A 22,892-nucleotide genomic window follows, 5' to 3' on the forward strand; every position below is an offset into this window, starting at 1 on the left:
TTTACTCCAGATGCACCAACATTTGAATCCCACTGCTTAAATTTCTAATTCATCCGATTTCTCTATGTATGAAATCGAGCCTCTCTTAGGCAGAAACATCATGACTTTTGAAAACAAATCTATGAAAAATAGCTACTCACTATTAGCGGGAAGTTTGGCTCTAGCTTTTGCCTGCTCCTCTCCAAAAACTACAGAAAAAACAGAAGCCCCTAAACTTTCTGGCAATCCTATTTTCGAAGGCTGGTATGCTGATCCAGAAGGAATTGTATTTGGAGACGAATACTGGGTTTACCCAACCTTCTCTGCTGGCTACACTGACCAATTGCACTTCGATGCCTTTTCCTCAAAAGATCTAGTCACTTGGGAAAAGCATGCAAATATCTTGGACACAGCTGCAATCAAGTGGGCTCGACAGGCGATGTGGGCACCTGCGGCAATCGAGAAAGACGGAAAATATTACTTATTCTTTTCTGCCAATGACATACAGCGCCCAAGTCGCGATGGCTGGGATCCAAACAATGACATCAATCATTTTGGTGGATTGGGAGTAGCGGTAGCTGATTCTCCCGGAGGACCATTCAAAGACCATATTGGCAAGCCTCTTCTTTCTGAATTCTATAATGATGCCCAGCCTATCGACCAGTTTGTTTTCAAAGACACGGACGGCACCTATTACATGCTGTATGGAGGTTGGAGTCACTGCAACATCGGAAAACTGAACGCTGATTTTACAGGATTTGAACCTTGGGAAGATGGTGAGCTTTTTCATGAAATAACTCCTGAAGGCTACGTAGAAGGTCCTTTTGTATTTATTAGAGAAGGAAAATATTATTTCCTTTGGTCGGAAGGCGGCTGGACAAATGACAGTTATAAAGTAGCCTATGCCATGTCCGACAATATCAATGGCCCATGGGATAGAATCGGAACTATCCTAGAAAACGATACCACCGTGGCTACCGGAGCTGGTCACAATTCAGTCATCCAAAAACCCGGTAGCGACGACTGGTACATGGTATACCATCGTCGACCAATCCCTAATGAAGGTCGTGACCATCGGGTGACAGCAATTGATGTAATGGAATTTAACGAAGACGGTACAATCAAGCCTATAAAGATGACTTTTGAAGGAGTGGAAGCGAATGCTATCTCACAATAAGTATTCTTTGAAAACTATTTCTACTTGTCCAGTTGTGAATTTCACAGCTGGACTTTTTTTTATTCCTTTTAATTCATAAAAAATATATATTTAAACTACTGAACGCCAACGCATAACTACACTTTTGTATCGAGAGCCATTAGTATTAAGATTTTGGCTCATTGTCAATTAAGATTGGTATTTTATGAAGCTTTTCCCAAAACTCCATTTGTGGTTAATACTACCATTTGTTATCACATTAATAGGATTTCAAGGCTACTGGTTTAGCTTTAAAAATGCCCCATTGCATTGGCATTTGCATGGACTCTCAGCCACTTTTTGGTATGTATGTTTGATTATTCAGCCTTGGATTTACCACAATCGACCTATTCAAATTCATAGAAAAGTAGGTATGCTTTCACTACTTATAGCTGGATTTCTCATTGCTTCTGCACTGAATATGATCCTGATAAGCTTACCTAACATGAGCGAATTCTCTCCTCTTTATCCTGTTAGGTACAGTCTTGCATTTGTAGATTTGATTTCAATTTCTGGCTTCACCTTGTCGATAGCACTTGCCATAGTCTACGCTCGAAATACACAAGTACATGCCCGATGGATGATTTCGACGGTATTTTGGGTTTTGGCTCCTGGCACTGTACGGTTCTCATTCATTCCATTAGATGCCATATTTCAGCCCAAGAAATTTTCTGACTTCCCATTTGAATGGACTGATGTTTTCATCTGGAATGAAGTACTAATTATTCTGATTATACTATTTCTGATGATTAGAGACTACATCAAAGATCAAAAAATCTATTTCCCCTATGTTTTGATCTTAATAGCAAATGTTCTTTTCATTCCCATCATCACTGGTTTAAAAGATGCAGCTTGGTTGAGGTCGTTCTTTGACTGAATAAAAAACTCATTAAAGTAAAAAGACATCCTAAAACAATGATTTTTAGGATGTCTTTTTTTTTAAAATCAAAAATCTATCACTCTTATAATTAGCTACTATAAAGTAACCTTCACTTCCTTTTTCTCCCCTCCTCTTTCATAACCAAGAAGTACTTCGTCCCCTTTCTGGAAAGCACTCAATGCTCGCATGTAACTCATCATATCCACAATAGTGGAATCGCCCATCTGAATAACTACATCACCTTTTAACAAACCAGCGGCTTGAGCAGGTTTGTCCTCTGACACACCGTCTATACGCATACCTTTTCCATCGTATAGATAATCCGGCACTACACCCAAGGAAACTGTAAATCGAGGAGAGTCGCCAGTGCTGTCTTTCGTCTTAGTGAAAGCAAGTTTTGGCTCAGCATCTAATTGATCAACCAAACGATCGATGTATTTCACCACAAGCAATAATCCATCATAATTGATCAATTCTGAATCGTCGGAAGGCTTGTGATAATCTTCATGCTGACCAGTGAAAAAGTGTAATACAGGCAAATCCTGAAGGTAAAACGATGTATGATCAGAAGGACCAACACCGGATTCTGAAGTAACCAATTTAAGGGTGTCCGTATTTGCCAATTCCAAGGAAGTAACGAAGCTCGGGCTAGTTCCAACGCCATTAATAGCTAAAGTTTTTTCACCATTCAAGCGCCCGACCATATCCATGTTGATCATGTAATTAACCTTGGTAAGGTCAATTGTAGGATTTTTCACGAAGTAATTTGATCCCCAAAGACCATTTTCCTCACCTGAGAAAGCTATAAAAAGGAAGTTGCTCTTGTGCTGCTCGTGCTTCAAGATTCTCGCCAAAGCTACCAACGCAGCTGTGCCGCTGGCATTGTCATCGGCTCCATTATGGATTGCGGAATCGCCTCGATGTAGAGATCCGTTTCCACCCATTCCCAAGTGATCAAAGTGTGCCCCAATCACTATAGTATTCTCAGACTTGTTATCGATATAACCAATCACATTTCTACCAGTCACACCTTCCCCATCTGTACCGATGACAGCTTCCTCATGTGGATTCGTTGGTTTTGACACGGTAAAAGGCTGAAAATAACCTTCAGTTCCTTTGGGCTGCAATCCGATTTCTTTGAATTCTGAGGCAAGATATTCCGCTGCTTTTCGCTCTCCGTCAGTACCTATAGCACGTCCACCAAGGTCATCTGCAGCAAGAAAAGTAACATCCGCTTTCAGGCTTGCTTTCAAACTTTCATCTGTTGGGGCAGTAGAACAGCTCCAAGTGACTAGGACCAGCGCTACTGCCACTACGCTATATTTAAGTAGATATTTCATGTCTTTTATCATATTTCGTCAAAGGTAATAAATGGTAACTTTGCGCAGCAATTCTAAAAATTCAAATCCATAATGAGACAAATCCTTGTTGCCCTGCTGCTACTTTCTTTTGCCTGCAGCTCAAAAACAGACGTTCAAAATGAAGCCCAAACTGAAGTGCATTCTGCTTCAGATTCTTTACTTCTGACTCCAGAAGAAATGAAGTATCTAAAAAACATCAAGCAACTGACTTTCGGAGGCAATAATGCCGAAGCATATTGGTCATTTGATGATTCTATGCTGGTTTTTCAATCTGACTATGCCGAGTGGGGAGTGGAATGTGATCAGGTTTATTATACAAATTGGAAAACCGATGATTTACAGAATAACAAGCCGAAGCTTCTAAGCACAGGTTTGGGAAGGACGACATGTTCTTATTTCCTTCCAGACAATAAAAGTATTGTCTATGCATCTACACATTTGGGTGGTGATAATTGCCCGCCTGTACCAGAGCGCAGAACGGATGGGAAATACGTTTGGCCTATCTATGATTCCTTTGATATTTTCACAGCAGACATGAATGGAAACATTCTCTCCCAACTGACAAATGAACCTGGATACGACGCTGAAGCGACAGTTTCTCCTAAAGGAGATAAAATCGTTTTCACTTCTTTGAGAACTGGTGATTTGGAGCTCTACACAATGAATATAGATGGTTCAGATGTGAAACAAATCACTTCTGATTTAGGATATGATGGTGGAGCTTTTTTCTCTCCTGATGGAAGTAAAATCATCTGGAGAGCCTCTCGACCAACTTCAGTTGAAGACGTCAAAGAATACAAAGACTTACTTAATGAAGGTTTAGTAATGCCAACAAGCATGGAACTATATGTAGCAAATGCAGATGGAACCGATGTGAAAAAAATCACAGATCTTGGCAAAGCCAACTGGGCGCCATTCTTCCACCCCTCTGGAGAAAAAATCATTTTTGCTTCAAACCATCAAACTGAAAGAGGCTATCCATTCAACTTATTTATGATCAACCTAGACGGAACCGGTCTTACGCGAATCACACATGACGGGACTTTCGATGCTTTCCCAGTGTTCTCAAATGATGGAAAATACTTGGTTTTCTCCTCCAATAGAAACAATGGAGGCACTAGAGACACCAACCTATTTGTAGCTGAATGGATTGGAGGCTGATCTCTAAAATCATCTTAATAACAAAAGACCGTCAGTATGGCGGTCTTTTTGTTTCTAATATTCTCTAACCTACTGGAAAGTCACTATGAAAGCTCTTACAACAGTATTTTTCGCATTATTAGTATGTGTAGCCTGCAAAGCTCCTAAAGAAGATTCCCCAATTGAAGTGGCATTTTCCCCAGATGCCGAACACATTGAAGAAATCAATACGGAATGTTTCAGATACGTGGGAAACAAAGACACTGTCCTACTTGCAACACATATAGATGGAACAAATATCACGGGTACCCTTGACTATGCACTGTTTGAAAAAGATAAAAACAGTGGAACAATAGAGGGAGTAATTAGAGATAATAGAATAATCGCAGAGTATACTTTTATGTCAGAAGGAGTTGCCTCAAAACGTCAAGTTGTCTTCAAGAATACTGACGAAGGCTGGAAAGAGGGTTTTGGTGAAATGAAAACTGTGGATGGAGTTCCTGTTCAGGTCAATATTGACTCACTGGATTATACTCACAAAATGGCCCTAACTCCAATTCCCTGCGACTAAAGTCCACTTCCATCAATTTGCCATTCTCACCTCAATTCCCTAATTTCTAAGCTCAACCCACCCATAACAACCTTTTTCAGTGGCTGAATTTTCAGTCCATATACTACTTATCCTTTTTAACTTGAGTTTATGAAATATTATACCCGCTTGGTTATCCCTTTATTGGTGACACTTGCTCTTGCCTTTTCCAAGCTTTATTATGGAGAAGAGTCGAAAGACTGGGAGGGAGTATGGTCTTATTTGCCTAATATCAATACTGTATTAATTATATGCGGCTTTACTTGGTGCCTGCTAGTATTAATGCAGATTTTGAAAAAACTCTTCATCAAGCAATATGATATTTCGCAAGAGGACAATCTAAAAGCTAGGAAGGTTCTCACTCAGATAAATATCCTCGTGAAGGTGGCTAATTTTATCATTATACTCCTTGGGATAGGTTTGATATTGATTTCTTTCGAATCAGTCAGAAAAGTAGGAGTCGGATTTTTTGCTTCTGCTGGTGTGGCTGGCATAATCATAGGTTTTTCTGCGCAGAAGGCTATCGGAACTCTGATTGCCGGCATTCAAATAGCTATCACACAGCCATTTCGTCTTGAAGATGCCGTGGTAGTGGAAGGTGAATGGGGATGGATTGAGGAAATTAACCTGAATTATATTGTAGTGAGAATCTGGGATATGCGGAGGCTCGTACTTCCGACTACTTACTTTTTGGAAACTCCATTTCAAAACTGGACCCGAACCTCAGCAGATTTACTCGGCTCAGTTTTCCTATACACGGATTACACGATTCCTTTCGATGAGCTACGCAAAGAGTTAGATAGAATTCTTGAAACCACTCCTCTTTGGGACAAAAAAGTGAAAGTCCTGCAGGTGTCTGATGCGAAAGAATTCACTGTAGAAACGCGTATTTTGGTCAGTGCCAAAAATTCACCTACTGCATGGGATTTACGGGTTTTTGTAAGAGAAAAAATGATAGAATTTATTCAGAAAAATTATCCTGAAAGCCTTCCTAAGACCAGAATTGAGATGACTCAAAAAGATATCAATAAAGCATGACGTACCAATTGCTGATGTATAGCCACTTGGCAACAGTAGTTCCCTGCATTTTTTTGGGAGCGTATATACTCGCTGCAAGAAAAGGCACCTATTTCATCGAAGTGATGTGAATAGTCGTGTTTAAAGGAAGTGATTTTCAGGATATCTCAAAGTATTTCCTGATCATGATCGGCTAAGCAGTGTTCTTTAATTTGAGCAATTCTAAATTATCGAAAGACTCCCTAAATCAATATTTAAAGCAAGGCATAGAGGTTGTTCTGCCAGCTCCACGCTTATTAGTAGCAAGGAAGCTAAAGCGTAAACTGATCTCATTTGCTCCGCCTGTGTTCGCGTTTCCCAAAGAAGACAAGGTGAAATCATGGCTATAGCCAATGTCTAAACCTCCACCAAGAGATATCCCTACTAGGCCAATGATAGCTTCGTGATTTGGCATATCATCTTTCTGTACAGGAATTCCTCTATACCAAACACCCAAAACAAGAGGCTGTATATTTATCTGAGCCCCCATATCTAGCTGAGAAAAAGCACCTTGATTCTTATAATTAAATGCTAAAGTCAATTCTCTTGTACCAGTTCTTTGGTTCAAAAGCTGAGATGAAGTACCACCAGAAAGGTCAAACTTCACCCCTCCATGTGCAGACACCTTAATAGGCAACTTGCTATTTTCACCATCGATGAAAGAGATGTTTGGCTGAGTCAAATGATGTCCAGCCAAGCCAAACCACATATTTTCATTGTGGTATACCATACCAAAGCTATAGTCCATAAACTGATGACTGATGCCGTCTCCAAGACTTTCTCCACTAGTACCTCCTACGGCACCAGTTTGGTCGTTGATCTGACTTCCAAAAACCATATCTCCAAAGTATGCATCGCGATCCATGTAGCTAACCTGACCACCCATTCTCAAGAATGACCTAAAACCCAATCTCATTCTATAGGAATAGGTAGCTCCGATCTCAGTCATGCTGAGATTTGCCATACTTTGCTCAGATCTGTTTACAATCAGACCCACTCCGCTATTTGCACTGAAGATATAATGATCAGCATACGCAGAATAAGAATTGAATGACTGATCAAGACCAGGCCATTGGTTTCGGTAATTGACACCAATCTGAGTCATTTCTGAAGCGCCAGTCATGGCAGGATTTAGATACAAAGGAGCAGCATAAAACTGCGAATACTGAATGTCCTGTGCACTTAAATTTAAGCTTAATAAGCTTAGGGTGATAAGCAAATAAACGTTTTTCATATTAACGAATTAGGGTAACTCCTCCTGTTCGGGTAAACAGTTGACCATCTCTAGAAGTGTAAGTAATCTGGTATAGGTAATTGCCAGGGGGTGAAACCTGACCTTGATAAACACCATCCCAGCCCTTGGATTCAAGGCCTGAAACGGAATACATTTTTTCTCCCCATGTATTGAAGATATCCATGGAGAAGGTGGAGACAGCTCTGAGTTTAGGGATAAACGTGTCGTTCAGACCGTCACCATTTGGGGTGAAAGCATTAGGTATGGCAATAAACTCTAAGGGTGTATTTACTTGGATGATATTTTTCTCAATACTAGAACAGCCATAAATATCATAAGCTGTAAGGGTGACTTCGAACATTCCAGAGGTTTGGAAAATGTGGATAGGGTCTTTCTCTTTAGATGCATTGCCATCTCCAAAAGACCATTCCCACCCTATAAAATCATCTGAAATAACGCTTTCAAAAATGATTTCTTCATCTACTTGAACTTCAGGCTCACTGCTGATTTCTAACTTTCTATAGTCGAAATCCAATCTTCCAGCCTTATTTATTTGACTCGGAAAATCTACGCGCACTTCAGTTTGAGAAGTACATCCCAAAGCATCTGTCACATTCACTTTCAAGCTGCCAGACGAATGGAAATTAATCTCTCGAGTAGCCTCTTCGCCTGAACTCCAGCTGATTTGGTAAGGCTGAACTCCTCCTTTGATCGAAACCCAAGCTACTCCAGTGATGGCACCGATGGCACAGTCAACATCTAAGACTGTTTCGATTCTTGCTTGTAAAGCTTGCGCTTCTGCAATAGTAAATGTCTTAGTCACATTGCAGCCACTTTCATCAGATACAGAGAGGTGATAGGTTCCTGCAGATAAATTCTCTCTATTTAGACCAGCTGATGGATCATCGGACCACTTAGTGCTATATTTTCCTGAAGCTCCTTTTATCGCTAAATGAATAGACCCAGCACTTGACCCAGCACACGCAGCTTTAGTTTGATCTAGAACCTCTAGCTCTAGAGCGGAATCGGTACCCACAGTAAATTTCTTTTCTACCGTACACCCAAAGGCATCAGTCACAATCAAAGAGTAATCGCCAGCATTCACATCACCTAATTTGGAAGTGCTCTGACCATTATTCCACTTATACATGTAAGGAGCAGTTCCTCCTTGTACACTCACTTGAATTGATCCATTACCAGCTCCAGCACAGCTCTCAGGCTGAACAGTTTCTTTAAGTCCCATCTGAGTAGCCGCCTTGACAGCATAAGATGCTTGGAATGAGCAACCCGTTTGATCTTTTATTATTACACTATAGTCTCCTTCAGTAATATTGATAAGATCTTTGGAAGTTGATCCGTTGCTCCATTGATAAGTATATGGTGCTTGACCACCTTTCACACTTAGGTTAATAGAACCGTTGCTTAGTCCTGAACATCCTAGGTCCTGAATAGCTTCAGAAACTTGCATTCCTTCAGAAGCGGCTTTGATTTCGAACGTAGTGGTAATGTCACAATTGAATTTGTCTGCCACAGTTACAGAATAAGATCCTGGCTCCAAATTAGTAGCTTCCCAAGTATCCGTCAGTCCATTGCTCCACGTAACTCTATAAGGCTCGCCTCTTCCTACTTTTACGCTAATCTTTGCAGAGCCATCATTACCCGAACTACAGCTAGCATCCGCCTTCTCCACTGGATTTAGAATCAAAGGATAAGGTGGCTGAACTACGATTCTTTCGGTATGGACTGTACCTACTGCATCAGTAATTACTACTGTGTATGTTCCTGAATAAAGGTCCGTACGGTCTTTGGTAGTTTGTAAGGTATTCCAACGATAAGTATATGGAGCTACTCCACCTTGCACATCAAGTATGATATGTCCTTTTTCAGCATGAGAGCAAAGAGCAAGCTTTCCCGAAACCCCAACTGTTATTCCTTTAGTAGCAAAAATTCTATTGTTATCAAAATTCAGTACTCCTCTTTCAATAGCATGCTGTGCTGAAACAGTAAAACTGATCATCACACTCCATAAGAGTGAGAGTATCATTAGGCAATATGTAGGATATACCTTTTTCAAGAGTTTTGTAGCTGTTGGAAGTTCGACGACTTTTCAACTTTCTTAATTTGTCTTACAAACGAGGATTAGTGTATTTCATTTTTAAGAACATTATTTTATGTAAATCATATACAACAAAATGATATTCTTAAATCAATAGCTTATACCGAAATAAGTGGAGAATTATTCTTAAAAACAACATTTGACAGAAAAGCACCTAAAACGAAATGCGACTTAAAAAAGTATTACTTTTCTTAAAATATTACCATAATCAAAAAACATGTGAAATGATGCTTTTTTGTGAACACCAAATAAAAAAAGCCTGTCATACAGGCAAATGAAAAAAAAGTATAAATATTTAAAGTTTTTTTCTTGAAAATCTATAATTGGTTACGAATCAGTTTAATACTTGAAACAAGGGATAGTTCTTCCTCTTTGGTTTCTGCTCTTAGCGTCACCCCACAAAAAAGTATAAGTAAGAGAAATCTCGTGCGCACCACCGCTATTTTTCAACCCTAGTTTTGAGATAGTTGCATCATAAGAATAGCCAATATCCAGCCCACTTTCAAGTGACACTCCCACCAAGCCTATGAATGATTCATTATTTGGTAGGTTATTTTTAGTTGGCAGTCCTCTATACCAAACACCCAGAACCAAAGGCTCCAGGTAAAACTGCGCTCCTACATCCAGCTGATTGAATGGATCCTGTTGCTTATAATTGAAAGCAAAAGAAACAGAACGCTCCGAATAGGCATGTGTGAAGTAATCCCTGCGACCACCACCCAAATCAAACTTTATACCCCCTTGAGCAGATAACTTCATCGGAAGCTTTGAGATTTGCCCTTCTACAAACGAAGTATTAGGCTCTGAAATATGATGAGCAGATGCTCCTAACCAGATTCTATTGGAGTAAAACATCCCCCCTACACTATAATCAACAAAACTATAATGGCTATCTATTGGCACTCCATTAAGTTCATCGGTAATACCACCAATTGTTCCATTGATAATATCGATCTGAGTTCCAAACACCAAGTCTGAGAAAAATGCATCACGTTGCATATAGCTCACCATCCCTCCAATTCTGAAAAACATATCCTCGCTTAACTTAAGCCTATACGCATAAGAAAGCCCTATTTCATTGGTTGAGAGATTTGCCATACTTTCCTGGCTCCCATTGAATATTAATCCTATACCACTATTGTAATCAAAAATGTAGTGATCAATGTAAGCGGAGTAAGAATTGAAATTATGATCTAACCCTGGCCACTGATTTCTGTAATTAACACCAACTCGTGTAAGCTCACTTGCGCCTGTAAGGGCAGGGTTTAGATAAAGAGGTGCAGCATAAAATTGAGAGTACTGGGTATCCTGAGCTATTACATTCGAAAAAATGCAACTAATAGCCCCTAAAATAATGAATACGCCGATTGTTCTCTTAAACATAGACAACTACCCCATTCCCACTCTCTAATTTAACAATTAGTAAAATGGCTTAGGTTAAATAATTATGATTTAAAGATTTGAAATTACTAGGGCTTATGATTGGGGCTTTCAATCATTCGAATTTCAAACCAATTCAAGCTGAGAAAGGCTACCCGTAGCACATTCTCGATTTGCCCCAGCAGTATTCAATAATTATACCAAAGGGGATAAGGAGTTGGAAAAGAGTTGGAATTAGAAAATTAAATATCCAAAATAACCTGGTGTCGGATCAAATCCTCAAAAATCTCTCGCTCACGAATCAGTTGAGCTTTGCCTTCCCAAACCAAAACCTCAGCTGGTCGCAATCTTGAGTTATAGTTGGAAGACATGCTAAAGCCATATGCTCCAGCATTTTTAAATACCAAGAAATCTCCTTTCGTAACCGAAGCAAGCATTCGATCTTTAGCAAGCGTGTCTGTTTCGCAGATATACCCTACTACGTTATATGGTTTTTGATCTCCCTCGGGATTGCTCAGATTATATACATCATGGAATGCATCATACATCATCGGTCTGATCAGGTGATTCAACCCAGAATCCACCCCAACAAAGGTGATCTGAGGCGTTTTCTTCACCACATTGGCTTCTACGATCAGGTATCCAGATTCACTTACAAGGAATTTCCCTGGTTCAAGCCATAGCTCAAGTTTTCGACCATATTTCTCACAGAATTCATTAAATGCCGCAGATACTTTTGCTCCAACTTCTGCAATGTCAGTAGCTGGATCACCGGACTTATACGCCACTTTGAAACCTCCACCAAAATCCAGAAAGGCAAGATCAGGAAAGTTCATGGCTGCTTCAAACAACACATTTCCTCCTCTTAAGAATATCTCTGCATCAAGAATATCGGATCCTGTATGAATATGAAGTCCTTTGATTTTAATATCAAAGTTCTTTACTACCTCTATAATCTCAGGAAGTTGTTGGATAGAAATACCAAACTTACTCTGAATGTGACCCACGGAAATCTTAGCATTTCCACCCGCCATAATATGTGGGTTGATTCGAATGCAGGCAGCAACCGTGTTTCCATACATCGCCCCAAACTCTTCCATCAGAGGAATACTGTCCAGATTAACGATGACTCCTAACGCAACAGCTTCCTCCACTTCGCGGAAATTCACCCCACTTGGAGTGTACATAATCTCCCCAGCGGTAAAACCTGCTTTCATACAGATCATAATTTCCTCGATAGAAACTGCATCTACTCCTTCTCCAGCTTTTTTTACCAACTTTAAGATATTGATATTGGAAAGAGCTTTAGTCGCATATTTGATTTTCAATGGAACAGTAGCGAAGGCAGACTGAAGCGATTTGATTTGACTTACTATCTTGTCTCCGTCATACACATAGACTGGAGAACCAAATTCTTGAGCAATAGTCTCGAGGTTTACTCCCTGGAGCTGAATAGGATGTTGAGATGCTGACATTATCTGAAATTTGCGGGCAAAGATAGCCAAATAACAAAAAAAGGAGGCCTTTGCCCCCTATTTTCATTAGTTATAGTGTAATTAAGAAAACGCAGTTTTCGAGCCTAAATATAGATGAAGGAGTTGAATATGAACTACTGTCCACTCTCCTTGAGGCGGTTAAATATTGTTAAGCTGCCTTTATAGCCTGATTATAGGTTTAAATTTGCACCATGTCGAAAAGTAATATCATCCTCATTGTCGTCTTGATGTCCCTGGCCAGCTTCGGTCTGATGGGATTCCAGTTCTACTGGGTGAAAAATGCAATTCGTATTAATAGGGAGAGGTTTGATCAAAATGTACATCTAGCACTTACCGGAACCATTGAACAATTGGAAAAAGGCGAGAATTCTGACGCCTTTTACAGTTTTCTGATTCAGGATTCTACTATTCAAAAGTCATTATTTGAAAGAATAGACCCGTTACAAATTCAATATAGGTCCAGACCCAACCCAGCTAATAGACCTTCTTTGGTTGATACATTTTTTCAGGAATCAGCTCCCAAAGTAAGCCCCACCTTCAAAAGAATTCTGGAATCCCGTGGTGTAGATAGCAATGTATTGGAAGATTTGGAGACTTTCTTTACCAATATGACACCTGAAGTCGCCTCAAAACTCTTTACACCTGATGAACTTGAGGTATTGCTCAAGGAAAAAGAACGTCGGTTTGAATACCTAAATAGAGTAGAGAACTCGACCAAGAAAAGAAATTCAGCCGCGTCAATGCAAAGCCTACAATATGGCTTGCCTGAAATGAACCTTACTCCTGATGCTTTAGAAAAAATCGCTAAAGCAAATAGGAAGATTGAATTTTTCAACAAAATGTGGGATGAAATGGCTGCGGGTCAGCAGGCCATTCTAGATAGACTAGACACGGCCCGTGTTAGACAATTATTGAGAGGATATTTACTTGAACAGAATATTTCTGAGGATTTCGAATTGGGCTTGCTCAAGGAGGACGGAAAAATCATGCCTATTGGGAACGTGAAAGAACAGTTTACTTTAGTGCAAAAAGGTATTCAAGCCAAGCTTTTCCCCAATGATATTTTAGGCAAAAACAATTACTTGTATGTGTATTTCCCAGAGAAAAGCACACACGTGATTCGTGAAGTCTGGTTGCCTATTTCAAGCTCTCTTCTTTTTATAGCAGTGATTATATCTTGCTTCATCTATGCCATCAAAGTGATCATTCGCCAAAAGGCGCTATCAGACACCAAGAATGATTTTATCAATAATATGACGCATGAATTCAAGACTCCACTGGCAACAGTGAGTCTCGCTGTGGAAGCACTTCAAGACCCTGAACTTTCCAGTCAAGACAAGTTTCGTTCGAGATATCTTGGCATTATCAAGGATGAAAATAAGCGCTTGGTATCACAGGTAGAAAACGTTCTTCAAGCCGCTGCGTTAGACAAAAAGGATTTTAATCTGAAAATTGAATTGCTGAATCTAGCAGAGGTTCTGGAAAATACAGTAGATCATTTTGGCCTACAAGTGGAGAAGAAAGGTGGACAAATCACATTTATAAACTCCCTGGAAGCTCCTATGATAGAAGGTGACCTTTTTCACCTCTCTCATATTTTCAACAATATGCTGGACAATGCAAATAAGTATTCACCCGAAAATCCTTTTATCATTATTGAAGCCAAAGATGATGCTGATCAAGTCTATGTCACGATCAAGGACGAAGGAATAGGGATGAATAAAGATGCACAACGGAAAATTTTTGATAAATTCTACCGAGTTCCTACCGGAAACGTACACGATGTCAAAGGCTTCGGTCTGGGGTTATCTTATGTTAAAGCCATGCTGGAAGCTCACAAAGGTGGGATTCAAGTAAGTAGCGAACTTGGAAAAGGAAGCTCATTCACCATTAACTTACCAAAGAAACAATGAGTAAAGCAAAACTATTAGTGGTCGAAGACGATCCAAATTTAGGAGATATCCTACAAGAATATTTGGAAATGAAAGGGTATGAACCAACGCTTTGCCGAGACGGTGAAGAAGGCTGGAACAAATTCAAGAAAGGCAAATTTGACCTTTGTCTTCTTGACATCATGATGCCGAAAAAGGATGGATTCACCCTAGCTAAAGAAATTAAGAAGGTGGAAGAAAACCTTCCTATACTTTTCCTAACGGCAAAAAATCAAAAGGATGATATCATCGAAGGACTCAAAATCGGAGCAGATGATTACCTGACGAAACCTTTTAGCATGGAAGAGCTTCTGCTTAGAGTAAATGCAATCTTAAGGAGAACTCATAAAAATGAAGAGATCAATCCACTCAAAGTCTATTCTTTTGGCGGCTTTGTACTTCACTACGATGAGCAACTGCTTGACGGCCCAAAAGGTCGCCATAAATTGACTTCGAAGGAAAATGAGCTGATCCGCCTTCTAGCTTCTGAAATCAACAACCTAGTAAACAGAAGTCATGCTCTAAAACAAATCTGGGGAGACGATAGCTACTTCAATGCGCGAAGCATGGATGTGTATCTAAGCAAAATCAGAAAGATCCTAAAAGACGATCCAAAAGTACAGATCATCACCGTTCACGGCGAAGGCTTCAAGCTGATCGTAAGTGAGGGGTAAACTCTGTAAAAAGTGAGAAGTAATTATTGTAAGTAGTATAAAACTCAAAAGCCAGAGTGATGTAAAATCGCTCTGGCTTAATTTTTTTCTAAGATCTTGACTCTCAATTCTTGACTCTCATATCTCAATATTTACGTCTAAATACTTACGTCTTGCTATTTGATACTTAAACAACCATTTCCGCTCCTATCCCATTTCCTTCTGGGAAAGTCACTTTTTCAGGCGTGATAATCACACCTTTCGCAGGATCTCTTGACAGCAGCATTGCGCCGTCCATATCTACATAATCCAAAAGTGGCGCTATGTGCGCTATGGCCGTGATTCCTACAGAAGACTCAGTCATACAACCTACCATGGTTTTCATCCCTAGTTTCTTTGCTTCATGAATCATTCTCAGACCTGGAGTGATTCCCCCAGCTTTCACCAGCTTCACATTGATTCCGTGAAATAGGCCATGGCATTTCTTCACATCGGACTCCACTATACAGCTTTCATCTGCGATGATTGGAAGTTTACTGTACTTGAAGACCTCCTTCATTCCCTCCAAATCATCCTTTCCAAGTGGCTGCTCCATAAACTCCACACCCAACTTCTCTAGCTCTACGGAGTAGTCGATTGCCTGCTGAGCTGTCCAAGCACAGTTGGCGTCAATTCTAAAAATAGCGTCCGTATGCTTTCTAAGCTCTCGGATAATTGCCAAATCATCCGAAGTTCCCAGCTTGATTTTATAGATCGGCCAATGTACTTCCTTCATTTTTGCCACCATTTTTTCGAGTGTATCAATACCAATCGTAAAGTTGGTCAGTGGGATATTGACGGGATTTAATCCCAGTAATTCATATAGCTTTTGACCCTGTTTTTTGGCATAAATATCCCAAGCAGCCAAATCCAACGCACATTGAGCAAAAGGATTGTCTTTAAAAACGTCTTTACCCAAATCCCAAAGTTCTGTAGGAGTTTCCCACCCACCTTTTTCTACGATAGGCCTGAAATTCTCCAAACATTCCGACATATTAGTAATCGTCATACCGTAGAAAGGATTGGTAGTGGATTCACCCAACCCGTAAAATGCACCATCTTGCAGTTTTACAATGATTGTATCTTGCACATCCCTGCTTTGATGCGCGATAGTAAACGTATGCTTGAGCGGAAGATCTACGACTTGAAAGGATAAATTCATTTGGGGGAAATATTCGATTTGAGGCAAAATTAACCTGTTTTTTACTTGAATGATAGGTAGATTTATATTTTATTCAAGGTAAATAGAAATAAGTATGAAAGTCAATTCTAAAATCTCGATAAGCTTGTTTTTGCTGTTTTCATTTTTAGCAATTAGTTGTAAAACAGCAAGCACTCCTTCTTCTAAGTCCACAGCGGTTGCAACTCTTGAATCCGCTTATTCCAAATTCAAAGAGCCAGCGATTACGCACAGACGATTTAAGCATGCAGATCTTCAGCCTTTGATTCAGAAGCATACTGATGCTTTTCAGATCACTAAACTTGGTGAATCAGTGGAAGGAAGAAGCATTTCAAGTTTGGACTGGGGCGACGGCAAAATCAAGGTCATGCTTTGGTCCCAAATGCACGGAAATGAGAGCACCGCTACCATGTCGCTTTTTGATTTATTCAACTTCCTCGAAGCAAACGGAGATGAGTATGATGAACTTCGAACGCTCTTGAATTCTAAGCTTGAGCTCAAATTTATTCCCATGATTAATCCTGATGGAGCGGAGGAATTCAAGCGAAGAAATGCGCTGGATATAGATTTGAACCGCGATGCTATTTCGCAGATTTCTCCTGAAGCTGTGATTCTCAAAGCTGCACGCGATGATTTTGATCCAGAATTTGGGTTTAATCTACACGATCAGCAGACTTATTACAATGCTTCGAGAACACCTAAGCAGGCTACAATTTCTGTTTTGGCGCCAGCCTACAACTACGAAACTGATGTAAATATGGTGCGAATGAAAGCGATGCAAACCATCGTAGGTATGAATGAAATTCTGCAGCAAGTAGTGCCAGGTCATGTAGGTAAATATGACGATGCTTTTGAGCCACGAGCTTTTGGCGACAATATTACCAAGTGGGGGACAAGCACCATTTTGATCGAGTCAGGCGGCTATCCAAATGACCCCGACAAGCAATATATCCGTCAGTTGAATTTCATGATTATCCTCAATGCTTTAGAGCAAATCGCTACCAGAAGCTACGAGCAATACACTACGGAAGAATACTTCGCCATTCCAGACAACGATTTACAACTCGTTGATTTACTAATCAATGAAGTACAAGTTCCTATGAAGGGAAAATCTTACCCAGTGGATATGGCGATCAGGCGAAGAGAGATGAGCGCTGGTGACACGTATTACGTGACGGGGTCAGTGGATGATTTGGGTGACATGCAGGTGTATTTCGGCATGGAGGAATTTGATGCGAAAGGGTTGAACTATGTAGCTGGAAAAGTCTACGAGTCCACTTTTGAGTCCATCTCCAAAATTGATTATGTAAAAGCGTTAGACTTACTAAAGCAAGGATATTTGGCAGTGAAAGTGAAGAATGGAGCAAAAGGTGACTTGCACCAGCTTCCAATTTTAGTGTTGAAAAGTAGGGATAATTTCGATTCTGGCTGGAAAACCGGGGAAGCGACTAACTTCTTTTTGGAGAAAGACGGGGTTAGAAAATACGCAGTTGTAAATGGCTATTTGATTGATCTAGAAAACCCAAAAGATCAGGAATTTAAGCAGCAAATTTATTAATAGTTAAATTTTCAGAATGTCTTAATTTAATCCACTTCTTGGCGGATTATTTGTTATCTGATTAACACAATTTACTTTCTACATCAACTTTTAGAACTTATGAAAAATAATTTATCCTCCATTCTTTTTGCAGTTGCCATCGTGATTGCTTCTATCGTCCTTGGAAATGCTGTTATCAACAGAAACCGGCCACAGGGCACGATCAATGTCACTGGTTTGGGAGAAAGTAATTTCACTTCTGATCTAGTGGTCTGGGAAGGCAATTTCAGCCGTGAAAGCTTTGACTTGAAGTCTGCCTATGCAGATCTGGAAAAAGACAGAAAACTGGTTACTGATTATTTAATTTCAAAGGGAATTCCTGCCGAAAAATTGATTTTCAATGCAGTAAATACCAATCCAAACTACGACCAGAATTATTCAAATGACGGAAGGTATTTGGGTCAAACTTTCAAAGGATACACGCTCAGCCAATCCTTGAAAATCGAATCTACAGAAGTGGAAAAAGTAGAGAAAATCTCCAGAGAAATCACTGAATTACTTAATCAGGGAATCGCATTTTACTCCCAATCTCCTCGCTATTATTACACCGAGCTGGAATCTCTGAAACTGGAAATGATCGCAAAAGCCACAGAAGATGCGCGTATCCGTGCGGAACGAATCGCCGAAAACTCCAAAGGAGATCTCGGCGATCTGATCTCAGCCAATATGGGAATCTTCCAGATCACGGGCCAAAACTCCGGAGAAGACTATTCTTGGGGCGGCACATTTAATACAGCCGACAAAAACAAAACTGCTTCAATTACGATGAAGTTGATTTTTGAGGTGGATTAAATACTCTCGATTCCAAACAATTTTAATTCTAATAGCTTTTACATGATGTGAAAGCAGTAATCCTTATGTCTTTATTATCGTCCTCCATTATACTTTATCAGTTTAACAAAAACTCGCCTACTTCAGATTGGAGAATAGTTGATGATGGAGTAATGGGAGGGAGATCATCAGGTGATTTCCATATCAATGAATCTGGGAATGGTGTATTTGAAGGGGTTGTATCTTTAGCTAATAATGGAGGGTTTTCCTCCGTCAGATATAGAAAAACGTTTCAAATTCAGTCTCTAAAGAACATTAGAATCCATTTAAAAGGAGATGGAAGTATTTACCAATTTCGAGTAAAGGCTTATTCTTCTGATCGCCATTCCTATATCTCTGAATTTCAAACAAGCGGAGAGTGGGAAACGATAGAAATTAAGCTGTCTGACATGCACCCCGCATATAGAGGTCGGAAGCTCTCCATCGCAAACTTTGACCAAGATCAGCTTGAGGAAATGGCATTTTTGATTGGAAATAAAAAAGAACAAGAATTTCACTTGGAAATAAAGTCCATCCAATTATTCTGAGTTTTTGAATCTCAATGGAGATAGGAAGAATGCTTTTGGGATTACGCGTTTAATATAAAAATCTAGCTACAGAAGATCCAGGCATTACTGTTTTTAAAATTCCTCAGGAGCTTTTATAAAACACAAAAAAGCCGGTTCCAAAAGGAACCGGCTTAGCAATTGGGTAACAAACAACGATTACATCTTAGGAAGAACCACCGTATCTACTGAGTGGATCACACCATTTGATTGCCATACATCAGCAATAGTAACTTTAGATTCTCCACCATTTTCGTCCGTGATATAAAGGTCTTTACCTTTCATCCAAGCAGTTAACTTTCCGCCTTGAACTGTAGTAAGAACAGCCTTACCATTTCCTTTTTTGATTGCAGCAGCGATTTCTTTTGATCCCATTTTACCAGCTACCACGTGATAAGTAAGAACAGCTTGAAGTGTAGCTTTATTTTCTGCCTTCAAAAGCGTCTCTACTGTTCCAGCAGGAAGTTTCTCGAAAGCCATGTTATCTGGAGCAAAAACCGTGAATGGTCCAGCTCCTTGAAGCGTTTCTACTAATCCTGCTGCTTTTACAGCTGCTACCAAAGTGGTATGGTCAGCGGAATTCACTGCATTTTCCACGATATTTTTAGAAGGGTACATTTCTGCTCCACCTACCATTTTTGTTTTTTCCATTTGAGCAAAAGCCATGTTTGCGGAAAGAAAAATAAAGGCTGCAATAGCCACTTTGAAGAAATTTTGAATTTTCATAATCTAGTTAGTTTGATGATTTTTTGGTTTCTTTATTTGGGGTGAGATACGAGCAACTTTACTTGGCTGGATTTAGTGAAGTAAAAAAAAATACGAATTACGATATTCGATTTACGAGCTCATCAGACCTTCATCCGTTCATTTACCTTTAGCCCTTTTGATCAATAGACATCATACAATTTTCTGATCTTCTAGCTTTTCAAAACCTAAAGTCAACCTTCAGGCTTTCCAAAAGAACCCAAAAGCCTTAGCTTTGTCATTCGAATAATTTGAATCCCATGTACCAAGAGAAAATCGAAGCTATCAAAGCAGCTATTTCAGCCGCTAACGCAACTAATCCAGAAGAGCTAGAAGCCTACAGAATGGAGTATATCTCCAAGAAATCTGTGGTGGGAGAGCTTTTTGCCGGCATGGGCAAAATTCCTAATGAGGAGAAAAAAGCCTATGGTCAGCTGGTAAATGGTGTAAAGCAATTGGCTGAAGAGAAGTTTCAGGAGTTGATAGAAAAAGTAAGCCAGGCCAATAAGAAGTCTAAATCGGCTGGTATTGACTTGACACTACCTCCTTCCAATCAAAATCTAGGTGGAATTCATCCACTGACAGCTACCCGTCAGCGCATTATCGAGATCTTCGAGCGTATAGGATTCAACCTTTCAGAAGGGCCAGAGATCGAAGACGACTGGCATAACTTCACTGCACTGAATTTCCCTGAAAATCACCCAGCTCGTGAAATGCAAGATACCTTCTTCATCGAGAAGAATCCTGATATCGCTCTGAGAACGCATACTTCCTCTGTGCAGGTGCGTGTGATGGAAAATCAAAAACCTCCGATTCGTACACTTTCACCAGGAAGAGTTTATAGAAATGAAGCCATCTCAGCTCGTGCACATTGTATTTTCCACCAAGTGGAAGGATTGTATGTGGACGAAAATGTAGGTTTCGCTGATTTAAAGAACACCTTATATCACTTTGCCAAAGAGATGTTTGGCAAGGAAACCAAAGTGCGCTTCAGACCATCTTATTTCCCATTTACTGAGCCAAGTGCAGAGATCGATATCACGTGTCTGATCTGCGGTGGCAAAGGCTGTAACGTCTGCAAAGGCAGTGGTTGGGTAGAGATCGGTGGATCAGGAATGGTAGATCCAAATGTGTTGGAGAATTGCGGAATTGATTCTAAAAAATATACTGGCTTTGCCTTCGGTATGGGTATCGAGCGAATCGCCATGCTGAAATATCAGATCAAAGATCTTCGATTGTTCACCGAGAATGATGTGAGATTCCTGAGGCAGTTTAAGCCACTATTATAAAATCAAAGGCGTTGATAAATCAACGCCTTTTTTGTGCTGGTCATTTTACCGCAAAGTTCACAGAGTTTCCGTAGAGAGCGCAAGAGAAGGTTATTGTTATCCTGCTTCTCCAGAAGGAAGATTTTATGGCTTTATAATTATAAATAACTGCTTTTTTCTATTCCTGGCAACAGGAACAACGTCAAATTGTAGGACAAAAAAACAGGTTCAAATCTACTGACGTGAACCTGTTTTTCTCTGCCTTCTCTGTGTAACCTCGGCGATCTTTTGCGGTTTAAAAAAAATTAGACCGCTTTTGCTGTTTCCATTTTATAGATAATATCCTCATAGTCGAGTTTATTCCAATTCTCCGTGATCAACGGATCAGCCATTACGCGATCCATTATTGCTTCCTGTAGCTTTCCTTGAATATATGCTTCAGAATACCTCATATTCGTGAAAGTCACCATAGAATACAGCGGAATCCAGTCATTAGGATACAATTCATACAGCTTGGCTTCGATTTTCTTGCGAAGAACAAACTTAGGATCTGCAACAGAATCTCTCATTTCTTCAAAATTCTCCATCGCTAATTGGCAAATAGCATCGGTATCAATTTTTCGCTTTTTCTGGAATTTTTCAAAAACCAAATCCCAGGAATTAGTCCCGAACTTATCGATCAAACCATTCAAAATCGAGCAATCTTCAAAGCCGCAATTCATGCCCTGTCCATAGAAAGGAACCATCGCATGACTGGCATCTCCCATCAACAAACTCGTGCCTTGAACCCATGGAAAACATTCAACATTGATCAACGCTGAGGTTGGGTTAGCAAAAAACTCAGTTTTCAAGTCTGGCATCAACTGATATGCATCGTCAAAATAATTGGAGAACAAGATCTCAAGATCATTCTCGTCATTGATTTTGTCGAAGCAAATTTTAGAACCGCTATGCGGCAAAAATAGCGTACAGGTAAATGATTTGTCAGGATTTGGAAGTGCGATCAACATAAACTTGCCTCTAGGCCAGATATGCAATGCATTCGGATCCATAGCAAACTCGCCATCAGCCGTAGCCGGAATCGTCAACTCCTTGTATTCGTGCGTGATGTATTCTTGCTTGTAATTGAATCTAATCTGCTTTTGCATCGCCAATCTAAGCGAGGAATAAGCTCCATCAGATCCAAATAGAACTGGTGCAAGCACTTTCTTTTCTCCTTCAGGAGTCTGGAAATTGATCTCCTGATTACGGAAATCAACATCTGTACATTTATATTCAAAATTAAATTTGACACCTAAATGCTCCCCCTCTTCTACAAGCAACTGATTAAATTTTCCTCTGGAAAGTGAGTATATAGCTTGATTCTCTTTTCCATAAGAAATAAAAGTAGTGCCTCCATGCTCATCATGAACCTTTCGACCATACATAGGAATGGCCAAAGGCATTACTTTATCCTTCAGTCCAACCTCTTCCAAAGCATTCCATCCTCGCTGGCTAAGTGCCATGTTGATAGATCTTTTACCCTCTTCGAAAGTTGACTTGCGCTTGTCAGGCCTTTTGTCAAAAACCTCGACTTCTAAACCTTGGCGCTTTAAATATATAGCCATTAGGGACCCGATTAATCCGGCTCCTAATACAGTAACATGATTCTTTTCCATTTGGATTGTTTTATCCACGC

Annotated in this window: 19 protein-coding genes; 11 read left to right on the forward strand and 8 right to left on the reverse strand. The window is 40.0% G+C overall.

The annotated features are described in order from the left end of the window. The first annotated feature begins 121 nt into the window (after positions 1-121). Entirely contained in the window at positions 122-1,156 is a 1,035-nt protein-coding gene (locus tag BM291_RS16770; RefSeq protein ID WP_092899707.1) for a glycoside hydrolase family 43 protein, read from the forward strand. Between the two features lie 391 nt (positions 1,157-1,547). After that, positions 1,548-2,051, forward strand: coding sequence for a hypothetical protein (locus tag BM291_RS16775; RefSeq protein ID WP_139229126.1), 504 nt, complete (start codon positions 1,548-1,550; stop codon positions 2,049-2,051). A 98-nt stretch (positions 2,052-2,149) separates the two neighbouring features. Here the strand turns inward: BM291_RS16775 and BM291_RS16780 are convergent, their stop codons facing one another. After that, the gene (locus BM291_RS16780) at positions 2,150-3,394 is read right to left on the reverse strand and encodes a M20/M25/M40 family metallo-hydrolase (RefSeq protein WP_092899551.1); all 1,245 of its coding nucleotides are present in this window, start codon (positions 3,392-3,394) and stop codon (positions 2,150-2,152) included. A 72-nt stretch (positions 3,395-3,466) separates the two neighbouring features. Between BM291_RS16780 and BM291_RS16785 the strand changes: the two genes are divergently transcribed. The 3 genes from BM291_RS16785 (at position 3,467) to BM291_RS16795 (ending at position 6,182) form a co-directional block, all read left to right on the forward strand. Next, entirely contained in the window at positions 3,467-4,576 is a 1,110-nt protein-coding gene (locus tag BM291_RS16785; RefSeq protein WP_092899553.1) for a TolB family protein, read from the forward strand. A gap of 85 nt (positions 4,577-4,661) precedes the next feature. After that, positions 4,662-5,126, forward strand: a complete 465-nt coding sequence (locus BM291_RS16790) for a hypothetical protein (protein WP_092899555.1) — start codon at positions 4,662-4,664, stop codon at positions 5,124-5,126. 129 nt (positions 5,127-5,255) lie between these two features. Continuing rightward, positions 5,256-6,182 carry a mechanosensitive ion channel family protein gene (locus BM291_RS16795; RefSeq protein WP_092899557.1) on the forward strand — a complete coding sequence of 309 codons (927 nt, stop codon included), beginning with the start codon at positions 5,256-5,258 and terminating at the stop codon, positions 6,180-6,182. A 226-nt stretch (positions 6,183-6,408) separates the two neighbouring features. On the opposite strand, the gene BM291_RS16800 is transcribed toward BM291_RS16795, so the two are convergent. The 4 genes from BM291_RS16800 to lysA form a co-directional block, all read right to left on the reverse strand. Continuing rightward, positions 6,409-7,434: a PorP/SprF family type IX secretion system membrane protein gene (locus BM291_RS16800; protein WP_092899559.1), complete on the reverse strand. Its 1,026-nt coding sequence runs from the start codon at positions 7,432-7,434 to the stop codon at positions 6,409-6,411. A 1-nt stretch (position 7,435) separates the two neighbouring features. Continuing rightward, positions 7,436-9,478 carry a T9SS type B sorting domain-containing protein gene (locus tag BM291_RS16805; RefSeq protein WP_092899561.1) on the reverse strand — a complete coding sequence of 681 codons (2,043 nt, stop codon included), beginning with the start codon at positions 9,476-9,478 and terminating at the stop codon, positions 7,436-7,438. Between the two features lie 411 nt (positions 9,479-9,889). Continuing rightward, entirely contained in the window at positions 9,890-10,933 is a 1,044-nt protein-coding gene (locus tag BM291_RS16810) for a PorP/SprF family type IX secretion system membrane protein (protein ID WP_092899563.1), read from the reverse strand. Positions 10,934-11,172: 239 nt separating this feature from the next. Beyond that, positions 11,173-12,405, reverse strand: coding sequence for a diaminopimelate decarboxylase (gene lysA / locus BM291_RS16815; RefSeq protein ID WP_092899565.1), 1,233 nt, complete (start codon positions 12,403-12,405; stop codon positions 11,173-11,175). Positions 12,406-12,617: 212 nt separating this feature from the next. On the opposite strand from lysA, the gene BM291_RS16820 reads away from it, so the two are divergent. Then, the gene (locus tag BM291_RS16820; protein WP_175499733.1) at positions 12,618-14,339 is read left to right on the forward strand and encodes a sensor histidine kinase; all 1,722 of its coding nucleotides are present in this window, start codon (positions 12,618-12,620) and stop codon (positions 14,337-14,339) included. Beyond that, positions 14,336-15,031, forward strand: coding sequence for a response regulator transcription factor (locus tag BM291_RS16825; protein ID WP_092899567.1), 696 nt, complete (start codon positions 14,336-14,338; stop codon positions 15,029-15,031). Before BM291_RS16820 ends, BM291_RS16825 begins: the two co-directional genes overlap by 4 nt. 166 nt (positions 15,032-15,197) lie before the next feature. Here the strand turns inward: BM291_RS16825 and BM291_RS16830 are convergent, their stop codons facing one another. Continuing rightward, positions 15,198-16,211, reverse strand: coding sequence for a dipeptide epimerase (locus tag BM291_RS16830; RefSeq protein ID WP_092899569.1), 1,014 nt, complete (start codon positions 16,209-16,211; stop codon positions 15,198-15,200). Positions 16,212-16,305: 94 nt separating this feature from the next. Here BM291_RS16830 and BM291_RS16835 point away from each other — a divergent pair, with 94 nt between their 5' ends. The 3 genes from BM291_RS16835 to BM291_RS16845 all read left to right on the forward strand — a co-directional run bounded on the left by BM291_RS16835 (position 16,306) and on the right by BM291_RS16845 (position 19,184). After that, positions 16,306-17,787: a M14 family zinc carboxypeptidase gene (locus tag BM291_RS16835; RefSeq protein WP_092899571.1), complete on the forward strand. Its 1,482-nt coding sequence runs from the start codon at positions 16,306-16,308 to the stop codon at positions 17,785-17,787. Positions 17,788-17,886: 99 nt separating this feature from the next. Further along, positions 17,887-18,618, forward strand: a complete 732-nt coding sequence (locus tag BM291_RS16840) for an SIMPL domain-containing protein (RefSeq protein ID WP_092899573.1) — start codon at positions 17,887-17,889, stop codon at positions 18,616-18,618. A 65-nt stretch (positions 18,619-18,683) separates the two neighbouring features. Then, positions 18,684-19,184 (forward strand): CIA30 family protein, encoded by a 501-nt coding sequence (locus BM291_RS16845; protein WP_092899575.1) that lies wholly within the window; start codon positions 18,684-18,686, stop codon positions 19,182-19,184. A gap of 177 nt (positions 19,185-19,361) precedes the next feature. Here the strand turns inward: BM291_RS16845 and BM291_RS16850 are convergent, their stop codons facing one another. Further along, entirely contained in the window at positions 19,362-19,928 is a 567-nt protein-coding gene (locus tag BM291_RS16850) for a fasciclin domain-containing protein (protein ID WP_092899577.1), read from the reverse strand. Positions 19,929-20,206: 278 nt separating this feature from the next. Here BM291_RS16850 and pheS point away from each other — a divergent pair, with 278 nt between their 5' ends. Then, positions 20,207-21,235, forward strand: coding sequence for a phenylalanine--tRNA ligase subunit alpha (gene pheS / locus BM291_RS16855; protein WP_092899579.1), 1,029 nt, complete (start codon positions 20,207-20,209; stop codon positions 21,233-21,235). A 284-nt stretch (positions 21,236-21,519) separates the two neighbouring features. Here pheS and BM291_RS16860 read toward each other — a convergent pair whose 3' ends face one another. After that, the gene (locus BM291_RS16860; RefSeq protein WP_092899581.1) at positions 21,520-22,872 is read right to left on the reverse strand and encodes an FAD-dependent oxidoreductase; all 1,353 of its coding nucleotides are present in this window, start codon (positions 22,870-22,872) and stop codon (positions 21,520-21,522) included. Positions 22,873-22,892: the final 20 nt, after the last annotated feature.

It is taken from the genome of Algoriphagus aquimarinus (assembly GCF_900112005.1).
In the GTDB taxonomy this organism is placed as follows: domain Bacteria; phylum Bacteroidota; class Bacteroidia; order Cytophagales; family Cyclobacteriaceae; genus Algoriphagus; species Algoriphagus aquimarinus.

What these genes read in the sequence shown, in the direction of transcription:
- BM291_RS16770 (WP_092899707.1), top strand. Translation starts at nt 122, where the DNA reads ATGAAAAATAGCTACTCACTATTAGCGGGAAGTTTGGCTCTAGCTTTT.
- BM291_RS16775 (WP_139229126.1), top strand. Translation starts at nt 1,548, where the DNA reads ATGCTTTCACTACTTATAGCTGGATTTCTCATTGCTTCTGCACTGAAT.
- BM291_RS16780 (WP_092899551.1), bottom strand. Translation starts at nt 3,394, where the DNA reads ATGAAATATCTACTTAAATATAGCGTAGTGGCAGTAGCGCTGGTCCTA.
- BM291_RS16785 (WP_092899553.1), top strand. Translation starts at nt 3,467, where the DNA reads ATGAGACAAATCCTTGTTGCCCTGCTGCTACTTTCTTTTGCCTGCAGC.
- BM291_RS16790 (WP_092899555.1), top strand. Translation starts at nt 4,662, where the DNA reads ATGAAAGCTCTTACAACAGTATTTTTCGCATTATTAGTATGTGTAGCC.
- BM291_RS16795 (WP_092899557.1), top strand. Translation starts at nt 5,256, where the DNA reads ATGAAATATTATACCCGCTTGGTTATCCCTTTATTGGTGACACTTGCT.
- BM291_RS16800 (WP_092899559.1), bottom strand. Translation starts at nt 7,434, where the DNA reads ATGAAAAACGTTTATTTGCTTATCACCCTAAGCTTATTAAGCTTAAAT.
- BM291_RS16805 (WP_092899561.1), bottom strand. Translation starts at nt 9,478, where the DNA reads ATGATACTCTCACTCTTATGGAGTGTGATGATCAGTTTTACTGTTTCA.
- BM291_RS16810 (WP_092899563.1), bottom strand. Translation starts at nt 10,933, where the DNA reads ATGTTTAAGAGAACAATCGGCGTATTCATTATTTTAGGGGCTATTAGT.
- lysA (WP_092899565.1), bottom strand. Translation starts at nt 12,405, where the DNA reads ATGTCAGCATCTCAACATCCTATTCAGCTCCAGGGAGTAAACCTCGAG.
- BM291_RS16820 (WP_175499733.1), top strand. Translation starts at nt 12,618, where the DNA reads ATGTCGAAAAGTAATATCATCCTCATTGTCGTCTTGATGTCCCTGGCC.
- BM291_RS16825 (WP_092899567.1), top strand. Translation starts at nt 14,336, where the DNA reads ATGAGTAAAGCAAAACTATTAGTGGTCGAAGACGATCCAAATTTAGGA.
- BM291_RS16830 (WP_092899569.1), bottom strand. Translation starts at nt 16,211, where the DNA reads ATGAATTTATCCTTTCAAGTCGTAGATCTTCCGCTCAAGCATACGTTT.
- BM291_RS16835 (WP_092899571.1), top strand. Translation starts at nt 16,306, where the DNA reads ATGAAAGTCAATTCTAAAATCTCGATAAGCTTGTTTTTGCTGTTTTCA.
- BM291_RS16840 (WP_092899573.1), top strand. Translation starts at nt 17,887, where the DNA reads ATGAAAAATAATTTATCCTCCATTCTTTTTGCAGTTGCCATCGTGATT.
- BM291_RS16845 (WP_092899575.1), top strand. Translation starts at nt 18,684, where the DNA reads ATGTCTTTATTATCGTCCTCCATTATACTTTATCAGTTTAACAAAAAC.
- BM291_RS16850 (WP_092899577.1), bottom strand. Translation starts at nt 19,928, where the DNA reads ATGAAAATTCAAAATTTCTTCAAAGTGGCTATTGCAGCCTTTATTTTT.
- pheS (WP_092899579.1), top strand. Translation starts at nt 20,207, where the DNA reads ATGTACCAAGAGAAAATCGAAGCTATCAAAGCAGCTATTTCAGCCGCT.
- BM291_RS16860 (WP_092899581.1), bottom strand. Translation starts at nt 22,872, where the DNA reads ATGGAAAAGAATCATGTTACTGTATTAGGAGCCGGATTAATCGGGTCC.